Source organism: Collinsella aerofaciens (assembly GCF_015553355.1).
GTDB lineage: Bacteria > Actinomycetota > Coriobacteriia > Coriobacteriales > Coriobacteriaceae > Collinsella > Collinsella aerofaciens_V.
The window spans coordinates 1-25,141 of sequence record NZ_JADNGN010000016.1 but is presented as its reverse complement, the minus strand read 5'-3'; the positions used below and the strand labels follow the sequence as shown (position 1 = coordinate 25,141).

Annotated in this window: 17 protein-coding genes; 4 read left to right on the top strand and 13 right to left on the bottom strand. The window is 58.7% G+C overall.

The window, feature by feature from the left end; all coding sequences use genetic code 11:
• Positions 1-25 precede the first annotated feature (25 nt).
• The 10 genes from I2D57_RS05385 to uvrA form a co-directional block, all read right to left on the bottom strand.
• Positions 26-877 carry an acetylxylan esterase gene (locus tag I2D57_RS05385; protein ID WP_195361753.1) on the bottom strand — a complete coding sequence of 284 codons (852 nt, stop codon included), beginning with the start codon at positions 875-877 and terminating at the stop codon, positions 26-28.
• The gene (locus I2D57_RS05380) at positions 870-1,847 is read right to left on the bottom strand and encodes an acetylxylan esterase (protein WP_117647499.1); all 978 of its coding nucleotides are present in this window, start codon (positions 1,845-1,847) and stop codon (positions 870-872) included. Before I2D57_RS05380 ends, I2D57_RS05385 begins: the two co-directional genes overlap by 8 nt.
• A gap of 80 nt (positions 1,848-1,927) precedes the next feature.
• The gene (locus I2D57_RS05375; RefSeq protein WP_089573612.1) at positions 1,928-2,755 is read right to left on the bottom strand and encodes an ABC transporter ATP-binding protein; all 828 of its coding nucleotides are present in this window, start codon (positions 2,753-2,755) and stop codon (positions 1,928-1,930) included.
• On the bottom strand, positions 2,756-4,771 hold the full coding sequence (locus I2D57_RS05370) for a dipeptide/oligopeptide/nickel ABC transporter permease/ATP-binding protein (protein ID WP_195361752.1): 2,016 nt from the start codon (positions 4,769-4,771) through the stop codon (positions 2,756-2,758).
• Between the two features lie 3 nt (positions 4,772-4,774).
• On the bottom strand, positions 4,775-5,731 hold the full coding sequence (locus I2D57_RS05365; RefSeq protein WP_035138896.1) for an ABC transporter permease: 957 nt from the start codon (positions 5,729-5,731) through the stop codon (positions 4,775-4,777).
• 157 nt (positions 5,732-5,888) lie between these two features.
• On the bottom strand, positions 5,889-7,502 hold the full coding sequence (locus tag I2D57_RS05360) for an ABC transporter substrate-binding protein (RefSeq protein WP_099431431.1): 1,614 nt from the start codon (positions 7,500-7,502) through the stop codon (positions 5,889-5,891).
• 364 nt (positions 7,503-7,866) lie between these two features.
• On the bottom strand, positions 7,867-9,807 hold the full coding sequence (gene uvrC, locus I2D57_RS05355; RefSeq protein ID WP_324249206.1) for an excinuclease ABC subunit UvrC: 1,941 nt from the start codon (positions 9,805-9,807) through the stop codon (positions 7,867-7,869).
• 6 nt (positions 9,808-9,813) lie between these two features.
• Entirely contained in the window at positions 9,814-11,394 is a 1,581-nt protein-coding gene (gene murJ / locus I2D57_RS05350) for a murein biosynthesis integral membrane protein MurJ (RefSeq protein ID WP_195361750.1), read from the bottom strand.
• A 105-nt stretch (positions 11,395-11,499) separates the two neighbouring features.
• The gene (ybaK, locus tag I2D57_RS05345; protein ID WP_117746693.1) at positions 11,500-12,000 is read right to left on the bottom strand and encodes a Cys-tRNA(Pro) deacylase; all 501 of its coding nucleotides are present in this window, start codon (positions 11,998-12,000) and stop codon (positions 11,500-11,502) included.
• Positions 12,001-12,132: 132 nt separating this feature from the next.
• Positions 12,133-15,012 carry an excinuclease ABC subunit UvrA gene (uvrA, locus tag I2D57_RS05340; RefSeq protein ID WP_195361749.1) on the bottom strand — a complete coding sequence of 960 codons (2,880 nt, stop codon included), beginning with the start codon at positions 15,010-15,012 and terminating at the stop codon, positions 12,133-12,135.
• 193 nt (positions 15,013-15,205) lie between these two features.
• Here uvrA and I2D57_RS05335 point away from each other — a divergent pair, with 193 nt between their 5' ends.
• From I2D57_RS05335 to I2D57_RS05320, 4 genes are all read left to right on the top strand, one after another.
• Positions 15,206-17,359: an LTA synthase family protein gene (locus I2D57_RS05335; RefSeq protein ID WP_195361748.1), complete on the top strand. Its 2,154-nt coding sequence runs from the start codon at positions 15,206-15,208 to the stop codon at positions 17,357-17,359.
• Positions 17,360-17,504: 145 nt separating this feature from the next.
• Positions 17,505-18,335: an Mrp/NBP35 family ATP-binding protein gene (locus tag I2D57_RS05330; protein ID WP_195361747.1), complete on the top strand. Its 831-nt coding sequence runs from the start codon at positions 17,505-17,507 to the stop codon at positions 18,333-18,335.
• On the top strand, positions 18,336-19,607 hold the full coding sequence (locus I2D57_RS05325; RefSeq protein WP_195361746.1) for an NAD(P)/FAD-dependent oxidoreductase: 1,272 nt from the start codon (positions 18,336-18,338) through the stop codon (positions 19,605-19,607).
• Positions 19,608-19,687: 80 nt separating this feature from the next.
• Complete coding sequence (locus I2D57_RS05320; RefSeq protein ID WP_195361745.1) at positions 19,688-21,328, top strand: NAD(P)/FAD-dependent oxidoreductase; 1,641 nt, start codon at positions 19,688-19,690, stop codon at positions 21,326-21,328.
• Positions 21,329-21,393: 65 nt separating this feature from the next.
• Here I2D57_RS05320 and uvrB read toward each other — a convergent pair whose 3' ends face one another.
• Genes uvrB through coaE form a run of 3 tightly spaced genes read right to left on the bottom strand, consistent with a single transcriptional unit; the run spans position 21,394 to position 24,901 of the window.
• Entirely contained in the window at positions 21,394-23,634 is a 2,241-nt protein-coding gene (gene uvrB / locus I2D57_RS05315) for an excinuclease ABC subunit UvrB (protein WP_195361744.1), read from the bottom strand.
• A 51-nt stretch (positions 23,635-23,685) separates the two neighbouring features.
• The gene (locus I2D57_RS05310; RefSeq protein ID WP_195361743.1) at positions 23,686-24,267 is read right to left on the bottom strand and encodes a lytic transglycosylase domain-containing protein; all 582 of its coding nucleotides are present in this window, start codon (positions 24,265-24,267) and stop codon (positions 23,686-23,688) included.
• Complete coding sequence (gene coaE / locus I2D57_RS05305) at positions 24,260-24,901, bottom strand: dephospho-CoA kinase (protein ID WP_195361742.1); 642 nt, start codon at positions 24,899-24,901, stop codon at positions 24,260-24,262. Before coaE ends, I2D57_RS05310 begins: the two co-directional genes overlap by 8 nt.
• Between the last annotated feature and the right edge of the window lie 240 nt (positions 24,902-25,141).

Genomic DNA, 25,141 nt, shown 5'->3' with positions numbered 1-25,141 from the left:
CTCTTGTTGGCAGTGTCCAGGCCGTCTAGGCCAAAGAACACGAGTAGAACGTTTGGTTAAAAAAGTCGACGACTTCGTTTTCGAACGCATTGATGCGCTCGTGAGCGTATTTGGCATAGATGATATGTCTCCGGTCACACTCAAGACCGTTGAATACGGCAAACTGATCCTTGGGATCGCTCACGGTATCCATGAGCGATGTGCCCATGAGCACCGATCCGCGCACCCGAGACGACAGCGCCTCGAGGCCGCCAGGAAGCGGATTGGCAACCGCCGTGCAGGCAAGGCCGCACTTATCCAAGGCGGAGACCGCCAAAACGACACCGCCGCCAAGGCCCTCGCCCCATGCGAAGATGCGGTCGGGGTCCATGCCATCAAGATTGCGCGCGACCTCCGCCAACGCGCAGCCCCAACGGACGCGCCTGACAAAAGCAGGCGAGGTAATCCCCTGCCGCAGATCGCTGGGTCCAATCGCCTCATCGTCCAGCGCAAGCACGGCATATCCCATGGCCGCAAACCTCGTCATGTGATGCCATCCCCGCACGGGTCGGTCGATGTCGTGAAACATCAGACATAGCGGCACGAGCTCGGATGCTCGGGCGCGACCGGCAGGCTCGATCAAACGTGCGTGGACCACATCGCCACCAAGCTCAAAGGAAACCTCGGAGTAGCGGGCATACGGATTGGCGAAATCGATCGCCGTAATACTCGGCCCGCAAACCTCAAGGTCCGAAGCGGCTATCTCTAATTCGGAAACATCCGCAGAAGCATCACCGCGCCAATCCCGGAAATCAGCGAGCCTTAACGAGACCGTTCCGGGAATCCCCACAAGGTCGGAGACAATCAGCTCATTGACATTGCTCTCGCACTTAGACATGAGCCTCCCCTCCCTTGCAGAAAAACGGAATGATCAGATCGTCAAAATCCTGAATCTCCTCGTGGCCAAAGCCTTCAAAGAACTCATGACGCTTTTCACAGGTCAGGTTGTTATAGACCGCAAACTGCGTCGCTGGCGGACAGACGGTATCGGCTGTGCCGGTGCCAAACAGCACGGGGCATTTGACCATAGGGGCAAAGTTCTTGGAATCGAAGTACGCCAGTTTGGCATAGGCTTCGTCGATACGAGTCGAGTCCTCGTCAAACCAGCGAGACCAATAGCGCAGGCCCTCGTAGGCAATGTCGTCGGCATCCAAATCCCAGACCAGGCGAAAATCCGACAGGAAGGGATAGAGGATGGCGGCGCGATTGATAAGCTCGCTGTTAAGTGCACAGGTCGCAATGCCCAAACCGCCGCCCTGCGACGCGCCGTTCACAAACACACGGGCAAGATCGATGCCCTCGAGCTCGCGGACGATACGGCACAGGATGCGAATGTCCTGGTGCAGACGGACATAGTAGAGGTTGGCCGGATCGCCGTCGATACCGGCGACGATATGGCCCGCGACCGTCGTACCCTCAAATCCGCCAATATCCTCGGAGGGACCGCCCTGACCAGGACAGTCAAGCGCGATGAGCGCCATGCCCATGCCCGCAAACGACGCCTGCTCAAACCAGCTGCGGCTTGCACCCGGATACCCATGGAACTGAAGTACCAATGGCACGGGCTCGTCCGAGACGGGTTTAAGGTACTTGGCATGCAGGCGAGCGCCACACATGCCGGTATACCAGAGGTCGAAAAGCTGGCAGGTCACGGCATCGGTGACCGATGCCGTCTCGATCGCATAGTCAAGCCCGACGGCGTCGGCCTCGGCCATGCGGTCCTTCCAAAAGAGATCGAAATCTGATGGACGGGGCATGGCACCCCGATACCCACCAAATTGCTGTTGCAGCTCCTGAGCACTTGGCATGGCTCGTGAACCCAACCTTTCGAAATCGCAACGGAGGTGCGCCCGGCAAGGGAACCGGGCGCACGGGAGGGAAAGCGAGACTACTCGCCGAGCTTGGGATGCAGCAGCGACGGCGCAGCGCCGAGCAGCATCTTGGTGTAGGGGTCCTGGGGGTGCTGGAAGACCTGCTTGGCCTCGCCCTGCTCGACGATCTTGCCGCCATTCATAACGATGATGTCGTCAGAGATATAGCGGACCGTCTGGATGTCATGGCTGATGAACACCATGGCCAGGCCGAGCTCCTTCTTAAGGTCGGTCAGCAGGTTCAGAATTTGCGCGCGGACCGAAACGTCCAGAGCCGAGGTGGGCTCGTCGGCGATGATGGCATCGGGGTTCAGCGACAGGGCACGGGCAATTGCGACGCGCTGGCGCTGGCCGCCCGAAAGCTGGCCGGGAAGAACCTCGGCGGCGGAGCTGGGCAGACCGGTGAGCTCCAAGAGCTCCTTGACGCGCTTCTCCTGCTCGGCCTCGGTACCCAGGTTGTGGACGCGCATGGGGTCGAGCAGTTGCTCGCGAACGACCATGCGGGGGTTGAGTGCCGTGGCCGGGTTCTGGAACACGACCGAGATGACGCGACCCATGTGGCGACGGTCCTCGGCGGTACGTTTGGTAACGTCCTTGCCCTTAAAGTAGACCTTGCCGCTCGTGGGGGCCTGCAGGCCGCACATGACGTTGGCGGTGGTGGACTTACCGCAACCGGACTCGCCGACGATGCCGATCGTCTGACCGGGCATGAGCCTAATCGTTACACCCTGGACGGCGTGAACCAGGTTAGGGTGCAGAATCGAGCCGGTACGGGTCCTAAAGGTGACGTGGACGTCATCAAGGAAGATGATCGGCTCGACGCCGTTGACTGCGGTCTCGCTCATCTACATCACCTCCGCGTGAGGGGTCAAACCATTTGCCTTGAGCACCTCGTCGGGGAGCTCGGAATAGAAGTGCTCGGTGCCGGGCACGCGCTTGAAGACCGGACGGGTGTCCAGGCCAATACGCGGATGGCTCGAGCGGGGCGCGAAGCGATCGCCCTTGGGGAAATCGCGCGGGCTCGGAACGGCGCCGGGCACCTGGTGCAGGCGGCCCGAACCGCTCTCGATGGACAGAACGGAACCCAGAAGACCGCGGGTGTACTCGTGGATCGGGTTGGTGAGCAGCTCCTTGGTGGGCGCCTGCTCGATAACCTGACCGGCGTACATCACCGTGATGTTATGGGCGACCTCGGCGACCAGCGCCAGGTCATGCGAGACGAAGATCATGGCAAAGCCGAGCTTGGCCTGAAGGTCGTTGAGCAGCTTGATGACCTGCTTCTGGACGGTAACGTCCAGAGCGGTCGTGGGCTCGTCGCAGATGACCAGCTTGGGGTCGCGGGTAAGGGCCATAGCAATCAGAACACGCTGACGCTGGCCACCGGAAAGCTCGTGCGGGTAGCTCTCGAGCGTACGCTTGGGGTCGAGGCCGACGAGCTCCAGGAGCTCCTCGGCGCTGCGGGTTCCGCCGCGCTTGGTGAGCTGCTTCATCTGGGCAGAGATGAGCATGGAGGGGTTGAGCGAGGACAGGGCATCCTGATAGACCATAGCGATATCGGTACCGCGGAGGCCGAACCACTCCTTCTTGCTCATCTTGAGCAGGTCACGGCCCTCCCAGAGGACCTCGCCGGAAAGGTGCTCGTCATCGTCGGTCAGGCCCATGATGGCCAGCGTGGTGATGGACTTACCGCAACCGGACTCGCCCACCAGGCCCATAGTCTGACCAGGGCGGACGTCAAAGTTGACATGGTCGACGACGTTGATATCACCGTGATGCTCAAACTGAATGCAGAAGTCACGGACCGAGAGAATCGGTTCGACAGACTCGTCGGGCACATGGCGATCTTCACGCTTGAGCTCGACATCGCGCAGGGCGCCAAGGCGAGCGGAGAGGGACTGGGCCTGCTCCTTGTAGGCGCGAACGGGGTCGGAGACCAGCAGGTCGGCCTCGCGGCGCCTGGAGGAATCGGTGGGATCCAGGGCGGCGGAGGGAGCAGCGGCCATGGCGTCGGTAATGCCCTCGGAGAGGATGTTGAGCGCCAGGCAGGTGATCATGATGGCCAGGCCCGGGAACAGCGCCTGCCACCAACGGCCGGCGAGCACACCGCCGCGGGCGTCGGCGAGGATGTTGCCCCAGGTAGCGGTGGGCTCCTGGATACCAGCGCCGATGAAGGTCAGCGAGGCCTCGAAGATGATGGCGTCGGCGACCAGGGTAACGGTGAAGACCATGATCGGGGCGATGCAGTTACGCAGAACATGCTTGATCAAAATCCACGGAGCCTTGGCGCCGGAAACGATGACCGCGCGGACATAGTCCTCGCCGTACTCGGACACGATGTTGGCGCGCACGATACGGGCAATCTGCGGAGTGTACATAAAGCCGATGGCGAAGATGATCGACGGCACGGAGTTGCCCAGGATGGAGACGAAGACGGCAGCGAGGGCGATGCCCGGGATGGACATGATGATGTCCAGGATACGCATGATCGTCTCGGAGACGGCCTTACGCGAAACCGCCGCAAGGGCGCCCACGACCGAGCCGCAGACCAGAGCCATGGCAGTGGCGCCAAAGCCGATAATCAGCGAGTAACGACCACCGTAGAGCATACGCGACAGAATGTCGCGACCCTTATCGTCGGTACCGAAGATAAATCCGTTGCCGGGAGCCTGGCGAGCCGTAAAAATCTCGACCGGGCTATAGGGGGCAAGAAGGGGCGCCAGAATCGCAGTCAGGGCGACCAGCACCAGCACGACGGCGGCAATCTTAGAAGACAGCGTCATCTTCTTCCAGCCACCGAGCTTGAGCCCCTTGGAGGCAGCCTTCTCGAGCTGCTCGGTTTGCTTCTCTCGAATCTTTACCATAATCTACACCGTCCTGATGCGCGGGTTGATGAGCAGGTAGAGCATGTCAACCACGATGTTGATGATGATGAAGGCAAGAGCAACGACGATAACGACGCCCTGAACCAGGTTCGCCTCGTTGCCCTGAACGCCCTGCAGAATCGCGGTGCCCATGCCGGGGAGGTTGAAGATAACCTCGATGACGACGGCGCCGCCCATGAGGTAACCGATCTTAAGACCGAGGGTGGTGACCGGGGTGATCAGCGCATTGCGAAGAACGTTGATGCCGACGACAACCTTCTCGGGAACGCCGGCGCCGCGAGCCATACGGACATAGTCCTTGTCGAGCTCCTCGACCATGGCGGTACGCACGATACGAGTCATCTGGCCCGTCAGCGGAAATGCCAAGGCGATAGCGGGCATGATCATACGTCCCAGATAGCCAACCGGATTCGTGGTGAAGTGAGGCAGAGCACCCGATGCCGGGAGCACCTTAAGGTAGGAAGAGAACAGCAGGATCAACAGAACGGCAAGCCAGAACGACGGGGTTGCCAAGCCGGCGATGGAAAAGACGCGGATCACTTGGTCCGGCCATTTGTCGCGATACAGTGCCGCGATGACGCCGAGCAAAAACGAAACGACCGCACCGATGGCAAGACCGATGAAGGTCAGCTGCATCGTGACGGGCAGGGCCGTGGAGATGCGCTTGGCAACGGAGTTGCGAGCAGCACCATAGGTGCCCATGTCGCCATGAATCAAATCGCCCATATAGCGCACGTAGCGCACGGGCCAGGGGTCGTCCAGACCATACTTCTCATGGTACTCGGCAACCGCCTCGGGCGAGGCACCGTCACCCAACGCCGTGTAGGCGGGGTCGGTCTTGGAGAACGACATAAGGAAGAACACCAGGACGGTGACGCCCAATGCCATGATCGGCAGCGCCACAAGACGCCTTCCAATCAAACGTAGCAAGTTGTTCACGTTCTCTCCCCTTTCTTTTGTCGGTAGGACCAACTGGTATATGAGTACGGATACTCATTACAAGACCCGAGCGACATCGTTGTCGCCCGGGTCTTTGTTTCAACTATGAGGATACGGTCCCAACGACCGACATCCTGCATACAGACTCAAGCGAGTCTTACGCCTTGACGGTCGCAACGCCCCTGAAGGACATGCTCGTCGTGCCGATGCCCTTGAAGCCATCGAGGGCCTCGCCGTTGGGCGCAGTGGACGGATCGTCCCAGGAAGCGGAGACGGTCTTGACGTGGACAACAGGGTACAGAACGGCGTTGTCGGCAATGATGTCGAAGCACTCGTTCCACTTCTTCTGCTGCTCGTCGCCCTCGGCGGCAAGAGCCTCGTCCATGAGACTGTGGAGCTTCTGCCACTCAGCGGACTCCTTCCACGGGCAACGGGTCTGCATCCAGACGTTGTCGCCGTACCACCAGTTGAGCAGCAGGTCGGGGTCGGCGCCGAAGCAGGACGGATCGCCAGGGGCAAGGAGGATATCGTAGGCCTCGCCGCCGTCGATGGCAGCGTAGGTGGCCGGCGAGGTATCGGTCTGGATGGTCACATCGAAGCCGAGAGCGTCGAGGTCGTTCTTGACCTGGGCGGCCATGCCCTTAATCTGCTCGTTGTCGGTGGTGCGCAGGGTGATGGCACCCGGGGTGATGCCGGACTCCTCGATGAGCTTCTTAGCCTTCTTGGCGTCGGTCTTGTACACCGTGGAAGCCTCATGATAGTTGGTGAAGCTCTTGGGCAGGTAGCAGCTGGCAGCGGTGGCAAGGCCGGCGAAGGTGTTGCTGACCATCTTCTCGGTGTCGAGCGCATACATGACAGCCTGACGGACCTTGACGTTGTTCCAAGGCTCCTTGGCGACGTTGAACATGATGAAGCGGGTGCCGAAACCCTGAACGTTATCGATCTTGCAGCCGGCGCTCTCGAGCTGGTCGACGGCGTCAGCGGTAACGAGCTCCATAACGAGCGTGGAGCCCTCCTGCTGAGCGGTAACGCGAGCGGTGGGGTCGGTCAGGATGCTGTACTGGATCTTCTTATCCTCGGCAGCATACTCACCGTTGTACTCGGGGTTGGGAACCAGGGTGATCTCGGTATCGGAGATAGAGTCGTACATCCAGGGGCCGGAGCCGATCGGCTGCTTGGCGCGATCCTCCTCGGTCTGGGTGGCCGGGGTAACGCGGACGATGGCCAGACGATCCTTGAGCAGGGAGAAGTTGGGGACCTTGGTCTTGACCGTCACGGTGCTGGCGTCCTTGGCCTCGATGGACTCGAAGGGCTGGAAGAACGGAGCATAGGTAGCGGAAGCGGCGCAAGCGGTGTAGGAGGCAACGACATCGTCAGCGGTGACCTCGGTGCCATCGGAGAACTTGGCGCCCTTGCGGATGGTGACCTCGAAAGTGGTGTCGTCCACAGACTTGGGATCGTCGGTGGCGAGCTCGTTGAAGGTGCTGTAGTCGTGGTAATCGATGCCGTAGAGGCCCTCGACGACGTGCCAGTTAGCACCCAGGCCCACAGCGGAGCCGGTGCTGGCGGGATCGAAGCTGGACGGAGCGTAAGCGGAACCAGCGGTGATCACGCCGCCGCCACGGTTGGCGGAATCGGTGGAACCGGAAGCGGAACCCTCGTCGCTGGAGTTGCCACCGCAGCCGGTGAGACCAAGCCCTGCGACAGCAGCGACGCTGCCGGTGAGGCCGAGGAACGAACGCCTGGACATACCCTTGTTGATGATGGCCATGTCTTCTCCTATCAATAGAGAATCTTACCCGGGAGCACCTAGACGTGCCCCCGCGCAACTTGCGGACGATATATACCTTACCTACCGACGAGCCCAACTGAGGTGCCGCGCTCGGCGACCGATACATACATACGCTTGAACGGTATTTACTACCGTTCACCGAATTCGTTGACAAACGATTCGCCAGACAGTATGTATCGGCGAGGTGAGATATCAGTCTTCGTCAACCCGCAGGATAGCAGGGGTTTCGCTTGGGTTAGTCAAACGTTTTAGCGTTAATAAAACCCGAAACCAGCGGGCAATCATGGCGAAATAAATGGTTGAAAATCGCGCAATCATGTATATCAGTTGTTTAGGCTCGTGTTTAGCTATCGGAATGGCCAACCGCCGCCTCGGCGCGCTCGGCATTCCATGCAACGAGCGCCTCGTGGACCGCCTTGGCAACATCGGCAGGTATGCCGCGAACTTCCGCGATCTCTTGCTCGCTCGCCGCGCGCAAACGCTTCATCGAGCCAAAATGGCGCATAAGGGCACGTTTTCTGGTGGGTCCCACGCCTGGAACGTCATCGAGTACCGAAACCGTCATGGCCTTGTCGCGCAATTCGCGATGGAACGTGATGGCAAAACGGTGCGATTCATCGCGCACCTGTTTAATTAGATAGAGCGACGCGGACCCGGTCGGCAGCACGACGGGAGTCTCGTCCCAAGGCACGAAAACCTCCTCATCGGCCTTTGCCAAGCCACAAACTGGTATATCGAGCCCAAGAGCCTCAAGTTGCTTGATCGCAGCGGTCAATTGCGGCTTACCGCCATCGACAACGAGCAAATCGGGGCGCGAGCCAAAGCGCTCGTCAGCCATGCGCTCGGGAGCATAGCGTCGTCCCAAAACCTCGGACATCGACACGAAGTCGTTTGCCTCGTCCAATTCGGCCTGAATTTTAAAACGACGGTACTGACTCTTGTCGGCGCGTCCGTTGGTAAATACCACCATCGAAGCGACCGTAAAGGTGCCATGCAGTGTAGAGATATCGAAGCACTCGATACGCAACGGCGGCGATGGCAGCGCCAACGCACTTTCGAGCTCCATGAGCGCTTGATTGGTGCGGTCGTCAGCGTACCCCGTTCGCATCATGTAGCGCATGAGGGCATGGCGCGCATTTTTGGATGCCATATCGAGTAGACGGTGCTTTTCGCCACGCTGCGGCCTATGGAGATGGCAGGAACGCTCACGCTTGCCCGCAAGCCACTCCCCCAGCGCCTCCGCATCCTCAAGCTCGACGGAAAGGTTGACCTCAGCTGGAATATCAGCCGTCTCGTCGTAATAGCGCTTAAGAAAGCCCGACTGGAGCTCTTCCTCGTCAACATCAAGACCCTTGTCGAGAATGAACTCGCAGGTGCGAACTGTTCGGCCCTCGCGAACGACGAAGACGCAAGCGGCGGAGATGGTCTCCTCGCGATAGAAACCGATGACATCGATATCGACACTGGAGGGAAAAACGACTTGCTGACGGTCGTCCAGACCCCTGATGACCTCCAAACGACGTTTGACGCGGGCGGCACGCTCAAAATCGAGCGCCTCGGCGGCCTCCGTCATCTCGGATGTCAGCTCGTCGACGACGTCCTTGCGATGGCCCGACAAAAAACGTTCGACACGTTTGACGTTCTTGGCATAGTCTGCCGGGGAAATCGCGCCGACACACGCACCCGGGCCGCGCCCGACATGATAGTCGAAGCAGGGGCGCCCGTTTTGCGCGCAAATCATATTGACGATGTCTTCCTCGCCCTTGTGGGACTCGACGATACGGCGACAACGACGCCACTCCGCACAGGATGCGGAGCAGATGGGGATAACCTTGCGCAGCGTATCTATCGTCTCACGTGCCGCGCGGCTATCGGTATAAGGTCCAAAATAGCGCGTTCCCGGCTTATGACGCTCACGCGTGTATTTGATAGCGGGATACAGGTCGCCCTTTGTAATGGCGATAAAGGGGTAGCTCTTGTCATCCTTGAGGTCGACATTAAAGTACGGATGGTACTGACCAATCAAATTGCGCTCGAGCACCAACGCCTCGTGCTCGGTCTCCACCACGATATAGTCAAAGCTCGCCACCAGCTGCATCATCAGCGGGATCTTCTGGCGCTCGTCCTGCAGCGTCACGTACTGACGCATACGGGCGCGCAGGTTTTTCGCCTTGCCCACGTAGATGACATCGCCCTTGGCGTCTTTCCAAAGGTAGCAGCCGGGCTGCGTGGGAACGCGCGAAACCTGCTCGGCAAGCGTTGGAATGTTGTCGTGACCGGCCACGCGCACCTACTTGCGACGAATCAGCGCCGAGACCTCGGGCATCTTAAGGACGACGGCAAGGCCAAAGGTAACAGCAAGCGAGACGACACCCGCAACGCAAACGTAGCCAAGAGTAATCAGAATCGAGCCGCCAAGTGCCCCGACAAAGTGCTCAAGCGCCCGCATGACGCCGGCGCCTGCGGCAGCACCCAGGCCACCGAGCAAAAGGCCAAAGAAACCGCCATGCAGGATAGATTTAACCTGAAGACCACGCAGACGACGACGCAGCCACCACAGCGAGCAACCGACCAAGATCACGTAGTCGACGACATACGAAAGCGCGATTGCCGGCATACCGAAGCCCAGCACAACGCCAAACAGCAGAACCGAACCGGCCTGGCCGATGGCGGAATACAGACAATAGCGGCTATAGGGCTTCATGTCGAGCAAGGCAGAGAAGCTCTTCTGCATCAGCACGACCACGCCGTAGAGCGGCAGCGAGAACGCCAGGTAGACAAGGAACTCGGACACCAGCGCCACGCCGGACTCATCAAACTTGCCGGCACAGTAAATCATGTTGAGCGGACGCGCGAAGACAATCAGGTACAGCGCGAACGGAATCAGGAAGAACAGCATCTGGGCGACGCCACGCGAAATGCCCGTGCGAACGCTGTCGTAATCCTTCTCCTGTGCGTCGTGAGAGAGCTCGGTATAGAGCGCCGTCGAAAGCGAGGCGGCAATCAGCGCGTAGGGCAGCGTGTACCACAGGCGCGCATAGGCGATGACGGAAGGACCAGTCTCGGGCTGGACCACCAGCGCGGCAGCGTTGGTGATAGAAGTCGAGACAAACATGCACACCGTGGCGAGCAGCGTCGGGATACCGAGCGCAATCGTCTGGCGCAGTGCGGGGTCCTTAAAGTCGATATGGATATGGGGATGCACGCCGTGCTTGCCAAGCGCGGGGATCTGACATGCCATCTGAACAAAAACACCGAGGGTCGTACCGGCCGCAATCAAGATGATGCCGGCACGTTCGCCAAACTGTGCGGACACGGGCGCAAAACCCATAAAGCTCGCAATGACGATCACATTGTTGAGGACCGGGGCAAACGTCGACCAGAAGTAGTCGCGGTGCGCGTTGAGAACGCCCGAAAACACCGAGCCCAAACCATAAAACAGAATCTGGATGGCAAAGAAACGGAACATGAACGCAGCGGTATCCATGCTGCCGCCGTCACCCGAAAGGAACGATTGCGTCCAGATAAAGCCCGGGGCGAACACGGTCCCCAACAACGAAATGCCACCCAGCACCAAAAGCAGAATGCCAAGCAGGTTGCCCACGTACTCGTTCGAGGCCTCGCGACCCTGCTCACGCCTCACGCCCATGTACACGGGCAAAAACGCCGTCACGAGCATGCCGCCCATCACGAGTTCGTAGAGCATATTCGGCAGGTTGTTGGCGACCTGATAGGAGGACGAGAGTAGCGACATGCCGATAGCGGCCGCCATTGCCCACGTGCGGATAAAACCGGTGACGCGAGACACGATGGTCAGGATGGTCATAAGCCCGGCGGAACGACCAACCGTGGAGTAGTCCGACGAGCCCATGTCGTCAGTGTCATCTCGCGACGAAGAAGCTTCGGATGAGGGTGTCTGAGGCGCAGATTCTTCTGCAAAATGAGCTCCGCGCTTCAATTCTTCCTGCGGCATCGCTCAGTCCTCTCTCGTAATCGCGGCAACTGTCGCCCCGCAAAATGCAATTAAATCATCAGGTGCAAGCTCGAGCTGATAACCACGCTTGCCTCCCGAAATAAAAATGGTATCCCAAAGGACACATGTTTCATCAATGAGCGTCCGGTAGCGTTTTTTCATACCGACCGGACTGCAGCCGCCGCGAACGTAGCCAGTCGCCGCAAGCAAATCCTTCACATGCATCATGGCCAAGGACTTCTCCCCCGCGGCACGCGCGGCGGACTTTAGATCGAGCTCGTCGGCAACAGGGATGCAGCACACAACATGGTCGTTGGACGGCGTCACACAGACCAAGGTCTTAAATCCTTGACCGGGCTCCTCGCCAAGCTGCTCCGAAATCGCGACCCCCAGGCCCGCCGACTCATCACCATCGTCTTCGTACGTATGTAGAACATAGGAAATGCCGGCGCTTTCCAGCTCGCGCATCGCATTGGTTTTTGGCGTCTTTACAGCCTTTGCCATGGCATATCCTTTCCCTCGCATTCGGACGCAAGGATTAAGTATATGTCCAATTCGGCTGCATACGTCACTTCGACACAGCAAGCGCCATCGAATCACAAGGAGTCGATGGCGCCCATAAACTGAATCGCCTATTTATTGAGCATTAAGTTGAGCCTGACGCTCCCGGTCACGCCTGAGCAACGGCGCCAAAAACTTGCCCGTATAACTCTGCGGACAGTCCGCAACCTGCTCCGGTGTGCCCGAAACCACGACGGTTCCGCCGCCGTTACCGCCCTCGGGGCCCATATCGATCAGGCGGTCGGCAACCTTGATGACATCAAGGTTGTGTTCAATCACCAGCACCGTGTTGCCCGCATCGACCAAGCGCTGCAGCACATCGAGCAGCTGGCGGACGTCCTCAAAATGAAGGCCGGTCGTCGGCTCGTCCAAAATATAGAACGTCTTGCCCGTCTGGCGTCGATGAAGCTCCTTGGCGAGCTTCACACGCTGCGCCTCGCCGCCCGAGAGCGTCGTGGCGGGCTGGCCCAGGCTCACGTAGCCCAAACCTACATCGTACAGCGTCTGGAGCTTGCGCTTAATCTGCGGGATATTCCCAAAGAAGGCCAGCGCCTCGGTGACGCTCATGTCGAGCACGTCAGAGATAGTCTTACCACGGTAGGTGACCTCAAGCGTCTCGCGGTTATAGCGTTTGCCGCCGCAGACCTCACAGGGGACATAGATATCGGGAAGGAAGTGCATCTCGATCTTAATTTGTCCGTCGCCCTTGCATGCTTCGCAGCGACCGCCGCTCACGTTAAAGGAGAAACGTCCCGGCGAGTAGCCGCGCGCCTTCGACTCCGGCGTACTCGCAAACAGCGCGCGAAGATCATCCCACAGGCCAATGTACGTAGCAGGGTTGGAACGCGGCGTGCGCCCAATTGGCGACTGGTCGATATCGATAACCTTATCGATACACTCGATGCCCTCGATTTTCTTATACGGACCCACAGGGCGCGTCGAACGGTGAATGGCATTCGTAAGGGCAGGCGCAATGGTGTCGGTAACCAGGGAGCTCTTGCCCGATCCCGACACGCCAGTAACAACCGTAAGCGTACCAAACTCGATCTTGGCGGTAACGTTTTTGAGATTGTTGGCGCGGGCGCCCGTGATCTTAAGGCAGCCGCGACCGGGCTTGCGGCGTTCATCGGGAACCCGAATCATTCGCTTGCCGGTCAGGTAGGCACCCGTCATCGAATCGGGGCACGCCATGATATCGGCAGGCGTTCCCGCGGCGACCACGTGTCCGCCGTTCACGCCCGCGCCGGGGCCCATGTCGATCACATAGTCGGCAGCACGAATCGTATCCTCGTCGTGTTCGACGACGATAACGGTATTGCCGATATCGCGTAGGCGCTCAAGCGTCTTGATCAGGCGCTCGTTATCGCGCTGATGAAGACCGATCGAGGGCTCGTCCAGAATATAGAGCACGCCCATGAGACCCGCGCCGATCTGCGTTGCCAGTCGAATACGCTGGGCCTCGCCTCCGGAAAGCGTCGCCGAGGCACGATCGAGCGTCAGATAGTCGAGTCCGACATCGACCAGAAAACGCAGGCGCTCCAGGATTTCCTTGACGATACGGCCGCCGATAAACTGTTGGCGCTCGGTGAGTTCCAGGCCCTCAAAAAACTCGAGCGACTCGCGGCACGATAGGCAGCAGACCTCGTAAATGGACTTACCGCCTACGGTAACGGCGAGCATCTCGGGGCGCAGACGAGCACCATGGCAACTCGAGCACGGCTCCTCGCGGATGTACTTCTCCAAGCGCGCCTTGGTGTTCTCATTCGTCGTCTCGGTATAGCGCTCGTACAGGATATTGCGCACACCCGAGAACTTGGTGTCCCACTGGCTGCGGCGCCCATCGAGCTTTTGATAGTCGACCGAAATCTTCTGGTCGCCCATGCCGTCTAAAAACGCGCGACGCACCCGCGGAGGCAGATCCTCCCACGGCGTATCGACGCTCACCTTAAAGTGTTTGCAGACCGCAGCGAAAATCTGCGGATAGTAGTTAGAGTTGCCAAACAGGCTGCCAAAAACCCCGTCGGCGATCGACTTCGAGGGGTCTTCGATTAGGGCCTCGGCATCGACCGTCTTCTTAAAGCCCAGGCCATCGCACTCTGGGCACGCGCCATAGGGCGCGTTGAACGAAAAATCACGCGGCTGAAGATCGTCAATGGAGTGACCATGCTCCGGGCACGCCAAGGCCAACGAATACTCCAGCAGCTCGCCCTCGGCCCCCTCGGGAGCATCACGATCGGGCAGCATGTACACGTTTACATTGCCGTGAGCCAGCGCGGTCGCCTGCTCAACAGACTCGGCGATACGGCCCAGAGAGTTCTCACGGATCACGATGCGATCGACCACGACCTCGATATCGTGCTTGAACTTCTTGTCCAGATCGATTGGATCGTCGAGCGAGCGCACTTCGCCGTCGACACGCACGCGGCTAAAGCCCTCGGCGCGAAGGTCCTCAAACAGTTTGGTGTACTCGCCTTTTCGCCCGCGCACCACCGGTGCCAGCACAAACGCGCGGCGACCCTCCCCCGCCGCCAAGACTTTGTCGGCAACCTGGTCGGTCGTCTGGCGCTCAATGACGCGGCCGCATTCGGGACAGTGCGGGGTGCCCACACGGGCGAACAGCAGGCGCAGATAGTCATAAATCTCGGTTACGGTGCCAACCGTCGAGCGAGGGTTTTTAGACGTCGTCTTTTGGTCGATCGACACCGCCGGCGAAAGGCCGTCGATTGAATCCAGGTCGGGTTTGTCCATCTGGCCCAAGAACTGGCGCGCATAGCTCGAAAGGCTCTCGACGTATCGACGCTGGCCCTCGGCATAGATAGTGTCAAATGCCAGCGAGCTCTTGCCCGAGCCAGAAAGACCGGTAATGACCACGAGTTGGTCACGCGGAATGGAAACATCGATATCGCGGAGGTTGTGCTCACGAGCGCCGCGAATAACGATAGAAGAATCAGACATGGAAGCTCCTTGCCTCCTATTGCATCGAATCATACTGCCGATGAGTTTAGCGCACTCGACGCGCACAGATGTTCGTAATACAAGATTCGCAGACCTTTAGCTTTGCGTATCGGGTGCTTTGTTTCTCGAAATACCGTGGAGAGGTTACAGTAATCTAATACTGAACTTAATTTGCCGTAACAGAGGAACGTCCATGACCGAAGATATCCCCCTTGAAATCACTTCGAGCGACATGGCCAATCTGCCCATATTCATCGCCGTCCTTATCGTGGCCGCCGTCGTCGTGCGCGTGTATTTTTCAATCAAACACAATGAAAAGCCGCCCATTGCCCGCGTCTTTTGGTGCGCGACGCTCCTCATCCCGCTCGGCGTGGTAGCTGCATGGATTACGAATCAATTGCTCGTAAATGAGGACAGTTCCCTATGGCTCCTTTCTTATTCGGCGCTCGGTGCTGCCGCCGTCATACTTCTTGTCGAACCCTTGGTTTCGGGACTTATCGACCAAACCGATCTTGCGACGGGAACGGTTGCCTGTATTTGCCGTGACATCCTTGTCATCGCCGCTGTTTCAGCGCTCTCGTTCGTTTCACTCGAAATTGCCTGTAACGAAACGTTCTATCGCATTCCCGCCAACTCATTCGGGTTTTCCGTCGGGCTGCTCGCGACGGTTCTGCTCTCCCTTTATTTGCTGGGACAGCGTCATGGAGGCGTCATGGCCCTCGTGCCCGTCGCCTGTTGCATCCTTGGCATTGCCGAGCACTTCGTCATAACGTTTAAAGGTGAGGCCATCCTGCCAAGCGATATCTTGGCCCTTGGCACCGCAATGGAAGTGAGCGAGGGATACGAGTTTACCTTTACCGCCGGAATCGTAACCTCTCTAGCCCTGCTGGAGATTTCCCTGGGGCTTCTTTCGCTTATCCGTCCGCGAAAGCTCCGTACGCCCACCCATGTGTTCCCCGCAATCGCCGCTAACCTCTGCGCTTTTCTGCTAGTGACCGTTGTGGGGCTCTCGGGCTTTTCCAGCATCGACTTGGAGCAGGCGCTGAATTTTGGATTTGACCGTTGGCAGCCCATCACCACGTATGCGTCTCAGGGTTTTATCACTTCGTTCACCGAAATGGTCAACGAGTTGCCCATTGAGAAGCCCGAAGACTATACGCCCGATGAGGCGCAGAGCATCGAGCAGGAGCTCGCCGCCACCTACGACAGCACGTATGGCTCGAGCGAGCAGCGCGCGGCGGCCGTTGCCCAGTTCAATGAAATCAAGCCGACGATTGTTGCCGTCATGAACGAGAGTTTTAGCGACCTTTCGTGCTTTGAGCAGCTCCAGGCGGCCGGGTACACCGGCCCCGCATTCTACAACTCGCTTCCCGACACACTTGTTCGCGGCACCATGCTCGCTTCGGTCGCCGGTGGCGGAACGGCGAACTCCGAATTCGAATTTTTGACCGGAGCGACAACGGCCTTTGTCGGATTAGGCAAAATCCCCTATCAGCTGTATCAGATGAATGGCGTCAACAGCCTGGCAAAGGACCTTAAGGAGCTTGGGTATACCGCTACCGCTATGCACCCGCAAAACCCCGTCAACTACCATCGAGATAAAATCTATCAGCAGCTGGGCTTTGGAGACTTTCTTTCAATCGGCGATTTCGAAGGTGCGCCCTGTTACCATGCCGGCGTATGCGACTACGCCACCTACGACAAGATACTCGACCTGCTTAGAACCGACGAAGCCCCGCAGTTCATCTTTGACGTCACGATGCAAAATCACGGCGGCTACGACTATGGCACCGTTCCCGCCGAGGGTCTGACAAACTATTGGGTCGAGGGAGCCAGCGAAGGCGCCAACAGCGCGCTCAACACCTATCTCACCTGCATCAACGCATCCGACCGGGACCTCGAGTACTTTATCAACGAGCTCCGCAACATCGGCAGACCGGTTGTTCTTGTCTTTTTTGGCGACCATCAGCCGAGCGCCGCAACGACTCTCAACGACGAGCTGTACCCTCAGGAAGATACGGCAAGCCACGCTTTCCGTATCTATCAGTCGACATATCTCGTCTGGGCTAACTATGAGATCGCCGGCAATACCGAGCTCAACGTCTACGACACCGTCGGGGCAAACGAGATTGCAGCCATTACCCTTAATAAGATCGGCGCCCCGCTCACCAATTACCAAAAGGCCCTGCTTGCGACAAGGTCAGATGTGCCCACCATCAATGTCGCCGGCTATCTCGGTGCCGACGGGCTGCGCTACGACTTGGAATCGGAAGACAGCCCCTACGCCTCGACGATCGACAAGCTGCAGCGCATGCAATACCTCGAGTTCGCCAGCAAAGTTCAGTAAGCCCGCCCATTCGCTTGGGCCCATCGTATTGCAAGCACGCTCGGCCCAAACGCATCGCAAATGACTCCCGCTCGCAAACGAGGGTACAATGACGCTCGTGTCACATCGCGGGGCCCCGGCCCCAGCATATACAAAGGAGTCATACATGGGTTGCGAACACGCACAGGCCGCCGGCGGACAAACGTCGCCGTCGCAATTTGAGGAGAACACGCTGTCCGAGGTCAAGCGCGTCATCGCCGTGCTTTCCGGCAAGGGCGGTGTCGGCAAGTCATTTGTCACCGGTGCCATCGCCACCGAGCTTGCCCGTCACGGCCACAAGGTCGGCGTCCTCGATGCCGACATCACCGGTCCCTCTATCCCCAAGATGTTCGGTATGAGTGGACGCCACGTCCATGCCCTTGGCAACCTTATGCTGCCCGAAATCTCCGAGCACGGCGTCAAGGTCATGAGCTCCAACCTGCTGCTCCAAAACGAGACCGACCCCGTCCTTTGGCGCGGTCCGGTCATCGCAGGCGCCATTAGGCAGTTCTGGAGCGAGACCTCGTGGGGCCCCATCGACTACCTGCTGGTCGACATGCCTCCGGGAACAGGCGACGTCGCGCTCACCGTCTTCCAGTCGCTGCCGGTCGACGGCATCGTCATCGTCACGAGCCCGCAGGATCTGGTCTCGATGATCGTCGCCAAGGCGGTCAACATGGCCGAGAAGATGAACGTCCCCATTCTGGGCATTGTCGAGAACATGAGCTATATTGAGTGCCCCGACTGCGGCAAGAAGATCGGGGTCTTTGGCAAGAGCAAGCTCCCCGAGGTCGCAGAGCGCTATAACCTCGACATCTTGGGCCAGCTTCCCATTAATCCGGCACTCGCCGAGGCCTGCGATAAGGGCGAGGTCGAGACCGCGCTGCCCGATGGCATGTTGCCCAAGGCAGTCTCTGCCGTCGAGGCTATTACCCCGCACGAGACCGACGAGGCCTAAGTGAACGCGAGCGCCCTCTATGACGTCTTGGTAATCGGCGGCGGGGCTTCAGGCCTCGCCGCCGCCATTACGGCCGCACGCGCTGGCAAAAGCGTCTGCATCGTTGAGCGCGATGTCGCCTGCGGCCTCAAGCTCCTTGCGACCGGTAACGGCCGTTGCAACCTCTCCAACGAATCGATTGATCCTCAGCGGTATAACCACCCCGCATTCGTCGAATCCGTTATGGGCCCCCAGCCCGAACAAGAGCTTATGGGTTTCTTCTCCTCGCTGGGCATCATGACAACCTCCGAGGAAGGCCGGCTGTACCCGCGCTCCCTTCGCGCCGAATCGGTGCGCGACGCGCTTCTCAACGTTTGCGACCGCCTAGGTATCACCTTAATCTGTGGAGCCAACGTTGCCTCAGCGCACAAAGCTTCTGAAGGCTGGGCACTCCAAATAGACCGTCCAGCGCGGGCGCTCAAGGCAAAAAAGCACGATGGCCGAAAATCGGAGCTCCGCTCGCTTCGGAAAGCGCTCGCCGATGTCCCTCGCAAGAACGAAGCCCTGCAGGCACATGCCGTAATTATCGCTACGGGCGGCAACCCCACCGGTATCGCCGATACGTTTCGCCTCCCCCTCACTTCGCTGCGCCCCATCCTCTGCCCCGTATCGGCAACGGTCGTTGGCGATCGGGCGGCACTCGAGACGTTGGATGGCCTGCGCGTCCGCGCCTGCTTGACGCTCGCCCGCAATCATAATGAGCTCTGGCACGAAGACGGTGAAGTGCTGTTTCGAACCTTCGGTATCTCGGGCGTCGCTGTCTTCAACCTCTCTCGTCGTATCCAGCACGGCGATACGATCCTGCTCGACGTTTTCCCCGACCTCTCCAAAGACGAGCTGCTCGATACGCTCAACCGACGCGTTGAACTGCTCGGCCGCTTTTCACCCCGCGATCCCCGTTGGCTCGACGGCATGCTCGCCCCGCAACTCTCCCGCGTCGTCTGCACAGCGTTCGAGCAGTGCCATCCAGGCTCCAACGATGTCATCCATCTGGTCTCGATCCTCAAGCACTTTAAGCTGTTTGCCGAGGGGACGACCGATGAGCGCTCGGCGCAGGTCACGCGTGGTGGCGTATCTGTCGAGAGCATCTCAACACCCAGTCTACGCGCGCGCAGCGTTGTCGACGCCCCGCTTTACGTCTGCGGCGAAGCGCTCGACATCGACGCCGATTGCGGAGGCTTTAACCTTGCGTGGGCCTGGCTCTCGGGCATTCGCGCTGCAAGCAGCCTGTAGCCGCGCAGTCTATAATCAAAAACGCATTCGGGCCGTCTGGGATACCGGACGGCCTCTTTCTTGCCTCTAAGGAGACCTCGATGATTGAAATCACCCAAGTCAACGCGTCGCTCGATGAAGCCGGCGATGAAAATGCCTGTCTCATTGTTGGCAAGCGAGTCGCCAAGCGCATCCTACGTTGCAAGGACTCAGAGATCAAGTCCATCGAGCTCCACCGCAAGTCAATCGACGCTCGCAAAAAACGAGACGTCCATTTTATCCTGAGCTTTCGTGTTGAGCTGACTAGTCCCCACCTCGAGCGAGAAGCGGTCGACAGCGTTGCCGAGCGTGACCGCTCGCGCGTACGCGCGATAGAAGACGATGAGCCTTCATTCCCCTCCCCCGCCTCCGACGCACCTCAAGAACGCCCTGTCGTTGTCGGCGCCGGATGCGCCGGCCTTTTCGCTGCGCTTACGCTCGCCGAAGCAGGTCTTAAGCCCTTGCTCATCGAGCGCGGCGACCCGGCATTTCGCTGCTCGCGGGCGATCGACCTCTTTCTAAAGGAGCGCATCCTCGACCCCGAGAGCAATATCCAGTTTGGTCTGGGCGGCGCGGGGACCTTCTCGGACGGCAAGCTCAATACGGGAACAAAAAATCCCGCCCATCGCCTTATCCTCGAAACCTTCGTCGAGGCGGGTGCGCCCCGCGATATTCTGTGGGATGCCAAGCCGCACATTGGCTCCGACATCCTTCCCACGGTTGTCACCGCTATATCCCAGCGCATCGAGCTGCTCGGAGGTGTCGTCCGTTATCGAACGAAGCTCGTCGACATTCGCATCGACGTGTCTGGCGCCATCACTGGTATTGATGTCCAATCGTCCCAAGACGCCGCTTACGAGTCAATCGAGACAAAGCACCTCATCCTCGCCTGCGGGCATTCTGCTCGCGATATTTTTGAGCTCCTTAAGGACCACAACGTGGCCCTCGCACAAAAGACCTTTGCCATGGGCGTTCGCATCGAGCATCCGCAGCGCGACATCGACCGAGCCCAATATGGAGCCTCGGCGGGACATCCTGCCCTCGGAGCAGCCCCCTACAAACTTGTTGCCCATCTTTCCAACGGCCGCAGCGTGTTCTCGTTTTGTATGTGTCCCGGCGGGCAGGTTGTCGCCGCCTCTTCCGAGCAGGGCCACCTGTGCGTCAACGGGGCCAGCCTCAATGCCCGCGACGGACGCAACGCAAATGCCGCCCTGCTCGTTAACGTCACACCCGAGGACCTTCCCAACGATGACCCGCTCGCCGGCATCGAGCTCCAGCGTGCCTGTGAGGCGGCCGCCTATCGCCTGGGCGGTTCCAACTGGAACGCACCGGCACAGCTCGTCGGAGATTTCCTCGCAAGACGTGCCAGCAAGGCGCCCGGAAAGGTAAAGCCCACCTATCCGCTCGGTGTGACCTGGACGGCAATTGACGAAGCCCTGCCGCAGCATATCGTCGAGTCGCTCCGCCTGGGACTTCCCCTACTCGGAAAAAAGCTACGCGGCTACGACCGCCCCGACGCCGTTCTTACCGGCGTGGAGACTCGTTCGAGCTCACCGGTCACCGTCACCCGAGACCGAACGTGCCATGCCGTGTCGACCCCGGGCCTCTACCCTTGTGGTGAGGGAGCTGGATATGCCGGCGGCATCATGAGCGCCGCCACCGACGGCATCCGTTGTGCCGAAGCCCTGATCGCAGACCTCTAACGCACGAATTCCAGCGCGCAAAAGACGCATGCCCCGAGCTCCACAGGGAACTCGGGGCCTGTTCGCTATTTCTTAAACCGTGCACCCTGGCGTTTTCTGCCCGATGCGAACATGGAACCCTTGCGGGCCTGCGAACGTAAGCGCTCAATCGTCTCGTCCTCAGACGCACCCTCGAGCATCGCCCGAATCTGAACGACGGCATCGCGCAGGCGCGCCGCCTCCTCAAAGTCCATGGCGGCAGAAGCGTTACGCATATCCTCTTCCATGGTTTCGACGATCCGCACAAGCTCGTCATGCGGCAGTTCTTCCAACTGCCCCGCAAGTGTCTGCTCGGACGCCACCGTTTCCGGCACGCCACCCTCGCCCGACTCATCGGGCGTATAGAATGCGCCATGGCCAAGAGAGTCGCCCTTCGAGCGCCCCTTGGAACCCACGGTTTTTTCGGCCTCGGCAATAAAACTTGAGATGTCGTTGATGGCCTTGCGCACCGTCTTGGGCACAATGCCATGCTCTTCGTTATATGCCATCTGAATCTCGCGACGGCGCTGCGTCTCCTCGATGGCCTCTTTCATCGAATCGGTCACAACGTCCGCATACATGATGACTTCGCCATCGGCGTTACGGGCCGCGCGGCCAATCGTCTGAATCAGCGAACGGCGGTTGCGCAAGAAGCCTTCCTTATCGGCATCGAGAATTGCCACCAGTGAGACCTCGGGAAGGTCTAGGCCCTCGCGAAGCAGGTTGATGCCAACGAGAACATCGATCTTGCCCTCGCGCAGCGTTCGCAGGATCTCGACACGGTCCATCGTCGCTGTATCGGAGTGCATGTAATTGACCTTAATGCCGGCATCAAGCAGATGGTCGGTCAGGTCCTCGGCCATGCGCTTGGTGAGCGTGGTCACCAGCACGCGCTCCTTGCGGGCAACGCGCTCGCGAATCTCGTCCTCAAGATCGTCAATCTGCCCACGAACCGGACGCACATCGATCTTGGGGTCGAGCAGACCGGTCGGACGAATAATCTGCTCCACGTCGTTTTGGCTCACCCGCAGCTCGTAGTCGCCCGGCGTGGCCGAAACATAGATAAACTGGGGTATCCTTGCCTCAAACTCATCGAAACGAAGCGGGCGATTATCGAGTGCCGAGGGCAGGCGAAAACCGTGTTCCACCAGCGTTACCTTACGCGAGCGGTCGCCTTCATGCATGCCGCGGATCTGCGGCACCGTCACATGGCTCTCGTCGATGATACAGAGCATGTCCTTAGGAAAGTAATCGATCAGGGTAAACGGCGGCTCACCCGGCTTGCGACCGTCCAGATGACGCGAGTAGTTCTCGATGCCGTTGCAAAAGCCCATCGTCTCGAGCATCTCAAGATCATAATCGGTGCGCTGCTGCAGACGCTGCGCCTCAAGCAACTTGTCGGTCGCCTTGAGCTCCGCCACGCGCTTCTCGCACTCTTCGCTGATCGATTTCAGAGCCGCCTTGACCTTCGGCTTCTCGGTCACGTAGTGCGATGCCGGCCATACGGGGATGGCCTCGTACTCACGAAGCATCTCTCCGGTGACCTCATCGATCTCGGCAATCAGCTCGACCTCGTCGCCAAAGAACTCAAACCGCAACGGATGCTCGGCATAAGGCGGATACACGTCGACAACATCGCCGCGCACGCGGAACGTGCCGCGTGCCAGGTCATAGTCATTGCGATCATATTGAATGTCGATAAGTGCATGGATAAAGTCATCGCGCTCGAGCGGCACCTTCTTGTCGACGTTTGGAGCCAGACCCGCATAGTCCTCAGGAGAGCCAATGCCATAGATACACGAGACCGATGCGACAACGATCACATCGCGTCGAGAGAGCAGTGACGCGGTCGCCTGATGGCGCAGCATCTCGACCTCTTCGTTAATCGAGGAGTCTTTCTCGATATATGTATCGCTTTGCGGCACATACGCCTCGGGCTGATAGTAGTCGTAGTACGAGACAAAGTAGACCACAGCGTTGTTGGGAAAGAACTCTTTGAGCTCGCTCGCAAGCTGAGCGGCGAGCGTTTTATTGGGAGCCATGACCAGCGTCGGCTTCCCCAGGGCCTCAATAGTCTTAGCCATCGTGAAGGTCTTGCCCGAACCAGTCACGCCCAGCAAAACCTGATAGCGATCTCCGTCCCTCACACCCTGCACAAGCGACTCAATGGCCTTAGGCTGAGAACCTGCAGGCTCATAAGGAGATACAACCTTAAATGGCGCCTCAGAGCCCTCAACGCCAAAACGTTTGAGCTCTCCTCCAACACGCTCAACTTCAAATTCCGCCATGGATACTCCTAACTCATATATCTGCAGTATACGCAGGCGGCAGGCATAGTCCTATACGAACTGATCGGGATAGAGGGTCTTGTAGCGAACCCAGGCATTATTGACACGAATCAGATAAGCCTGAGTTTCAGGGAAGGTAATCGCATTATGGAGTGACGTGTTCTGCTGCGCCCATCCGTCGACATTGCCCATACCGGCGTTATAGGCGGCAATGGCACTGTCAGTCGACCCGTTAAAATACGCTAGAAGATACGAAAGATACGCACAGCCAAACTCGATATTCGTAGCCGGATCGTTAAGGTTGTCGGCCGAATACTCGTCACCGTCGACAAGGCCCTTGGCGATCATATCCTGAGCAGTCACGGGCATCAGCTGCATCAATCCCTGAGCACCCTGATTCGATTCGGCCTTGGGATCCCAATTCGATTCAGACTTAATGACAGCGCACACCAGATACGGATCCAGATTATGCGAAATACTGGATTGCTTTACATATGCCTCGTAGTCAATCGGATACAGCGGCTTAAAGAAAGCGGCAGGAGCACACGAGTAAACGAATGAGATAAGGCCGAAGGCAAAAACGGCAGCCAGCGGTATAAGGCGATACCACGCAAAGAAACGTGTCTTAGGCATCGGCATCCTCCTTATTCGCAGTGCCTATAAACCCATGGCATGCAAGCCATGAGTCAAGCTGCTCAAAGAGCGAATTATCGCCTGCGGTATTATCAATCACCGTTGTAGCGAGATTGCACAGCGCAGACTCATCGGGCTGGCAAGCAGAACGGGCATCGAAATCAGATGGCTCCATGCCACGCTGAATGGCACGCTCGCGACGAACTGCTAAAGGGGCGCTGATGACCAGAATTTCATCAGCCAAGCCAAATGCATCCTCAAAACCAGTCGGGGCAGAAACCTCGACAACCGCAAAGGGATAACGGGGGGACGAAACCGTGCAGCAAACCGGATCAAGAATCCTCAGTGACAGCTGCTCAATGAGAACGGGGTGCACAATGCTATTGAGCCTCGCGACCGCATCAGGAGAAACAAAAGCTCGAGAAGCGAGGATGTTACGGCGAACGCCACCCTCCTCGTCCAAAATATCCCAGCCAAATTCTTCAGCGAGGGCATTGACGATATCGGAGCCTGGCACATACAGCGATTTGGCAAGCTCGTCCAGATCGATAAGCATGGCGCCATGAGATTCGAGATAGCGGCAGGCAGTCGACTTACCCGAAGCAATATTGCCCAAGACAAAAACGGTAAACATCAAGTCCTCCCTAACGCCAATGGGAGTTATTATCGCGCAAATACAAAAGAAGGACTCAAAATACAGCCAAACAGTAAGACAAGCTAAAAGAAGGCGAGTTCTTGTATTACAGCTCTCTATAAAACGCAAAAAAGGGGGGGGGCCGCGAGGCCTCCCCCTTCCGCAGTTCAAGCGTACGGCTCGGTGCCGTCCACCGGTCAGCGGCGCCCTGGCCTCCCACGGGCTGACCCCGCAGTACTC

Bases quoted from the DNA above. Each gene is read 5' to 3' on its own strand.
- I2D57_RS05370 (WP_195361752.1), bottom strand. From the start codon at position 4,771: ATGGTAAAGATTCGAGAGAAGCAAACCGAGCAGCTCGAGAAGGCTGCC.
- I2D57_RS05375 (WP_089573612.1), bottom strand. From the start codon at position 2,755: ATGAGCGAGACCGCAGTCAACGGCGTCGAGCCGATCATCTTCCTTGAT.
- coaE (WP_195361742.1), bottom strand. From the start codon at position 24,901: ATGTTTACCGTTTTTGTCTTGGGCAATATTGCTTCGGGTAAGTCGACT.
- ybaK (WP_117746693.1), bottom strand. From the start codon at position 12,000: ATGGCAAAGGCTGTAAAGACGCCAAAAACCAATGCGATGCGCGAGCTG.
- I2D57_RS05310 (WP_195361743.1), bottom strand. From the start codon at position 24,267: ATGCCTAAGACACGTTTCTTTGCGTGGTATCGCCTTATACCGCTGGCT.
- I2D57_RS05330 (WP_195361747.1), top strand. From the start codon at position 17,505: ATGGGTTGCGAACACGCACAGGCCGCCGGCGGACAAACGTCGCCGTCG.
- uvrA (WP_195361749.1), bottom strand. From the start codon at position 15,012: ATGTCTGATTCTTCTATCGTTATTCGCGGCGCTCGTGAGCACAACCTC.
- I2D57_RS05360 (WP_099431431.1), bottom strand. From the start codon at position 7,502: ATGGCCATCATCAACAAGGGTATGTCCAGGCGTTCGTTCCTCGGCCTC.
- I2D57_RS05380 (WP_117647499.1), bottom strand. From the start codon at position 1,847: ATGCCAAGTGCTCAGGAGCTGCAACAGCAATTTGGTGGGTATCGGGGT.
- I2D57_RS05320 (WP_195361745.1), top strand. From the start codon at position 19,688: ATGATTGAAATCACCCAAGTCAACGCGTCGCTCGATGAAGCCGGCGAT.
- I2D57_RS05385 (WP_195361753.1), bottom strand. From the start codon at position 877: ATGTCTAAGTGCGAGAGCAATGTCAATGAGCTGATTGTCTCCGACCTT.
- murJ (WP_195361750.1), bottom strand. From the start codon at position 11,394: ATGGGCTCGTCGGACTACTCCACGGTTGGTCGTTCCGCCGGGCTTATG.
- I2D57_RS05335 (WP_195361748.1), top strand. From the start codon at position 15,206: ATGACCGAAGATATCCCCCTTGAAATCACTTCGAGCGACATGGCCAAT.
- uvrB (WP_195361744.1), bottom strand. From the start codon at position 23,634: ATGGCGGAATTTGAAGTTGAGCGTGTTGGAGGAGAGCTCAAACGTTTT.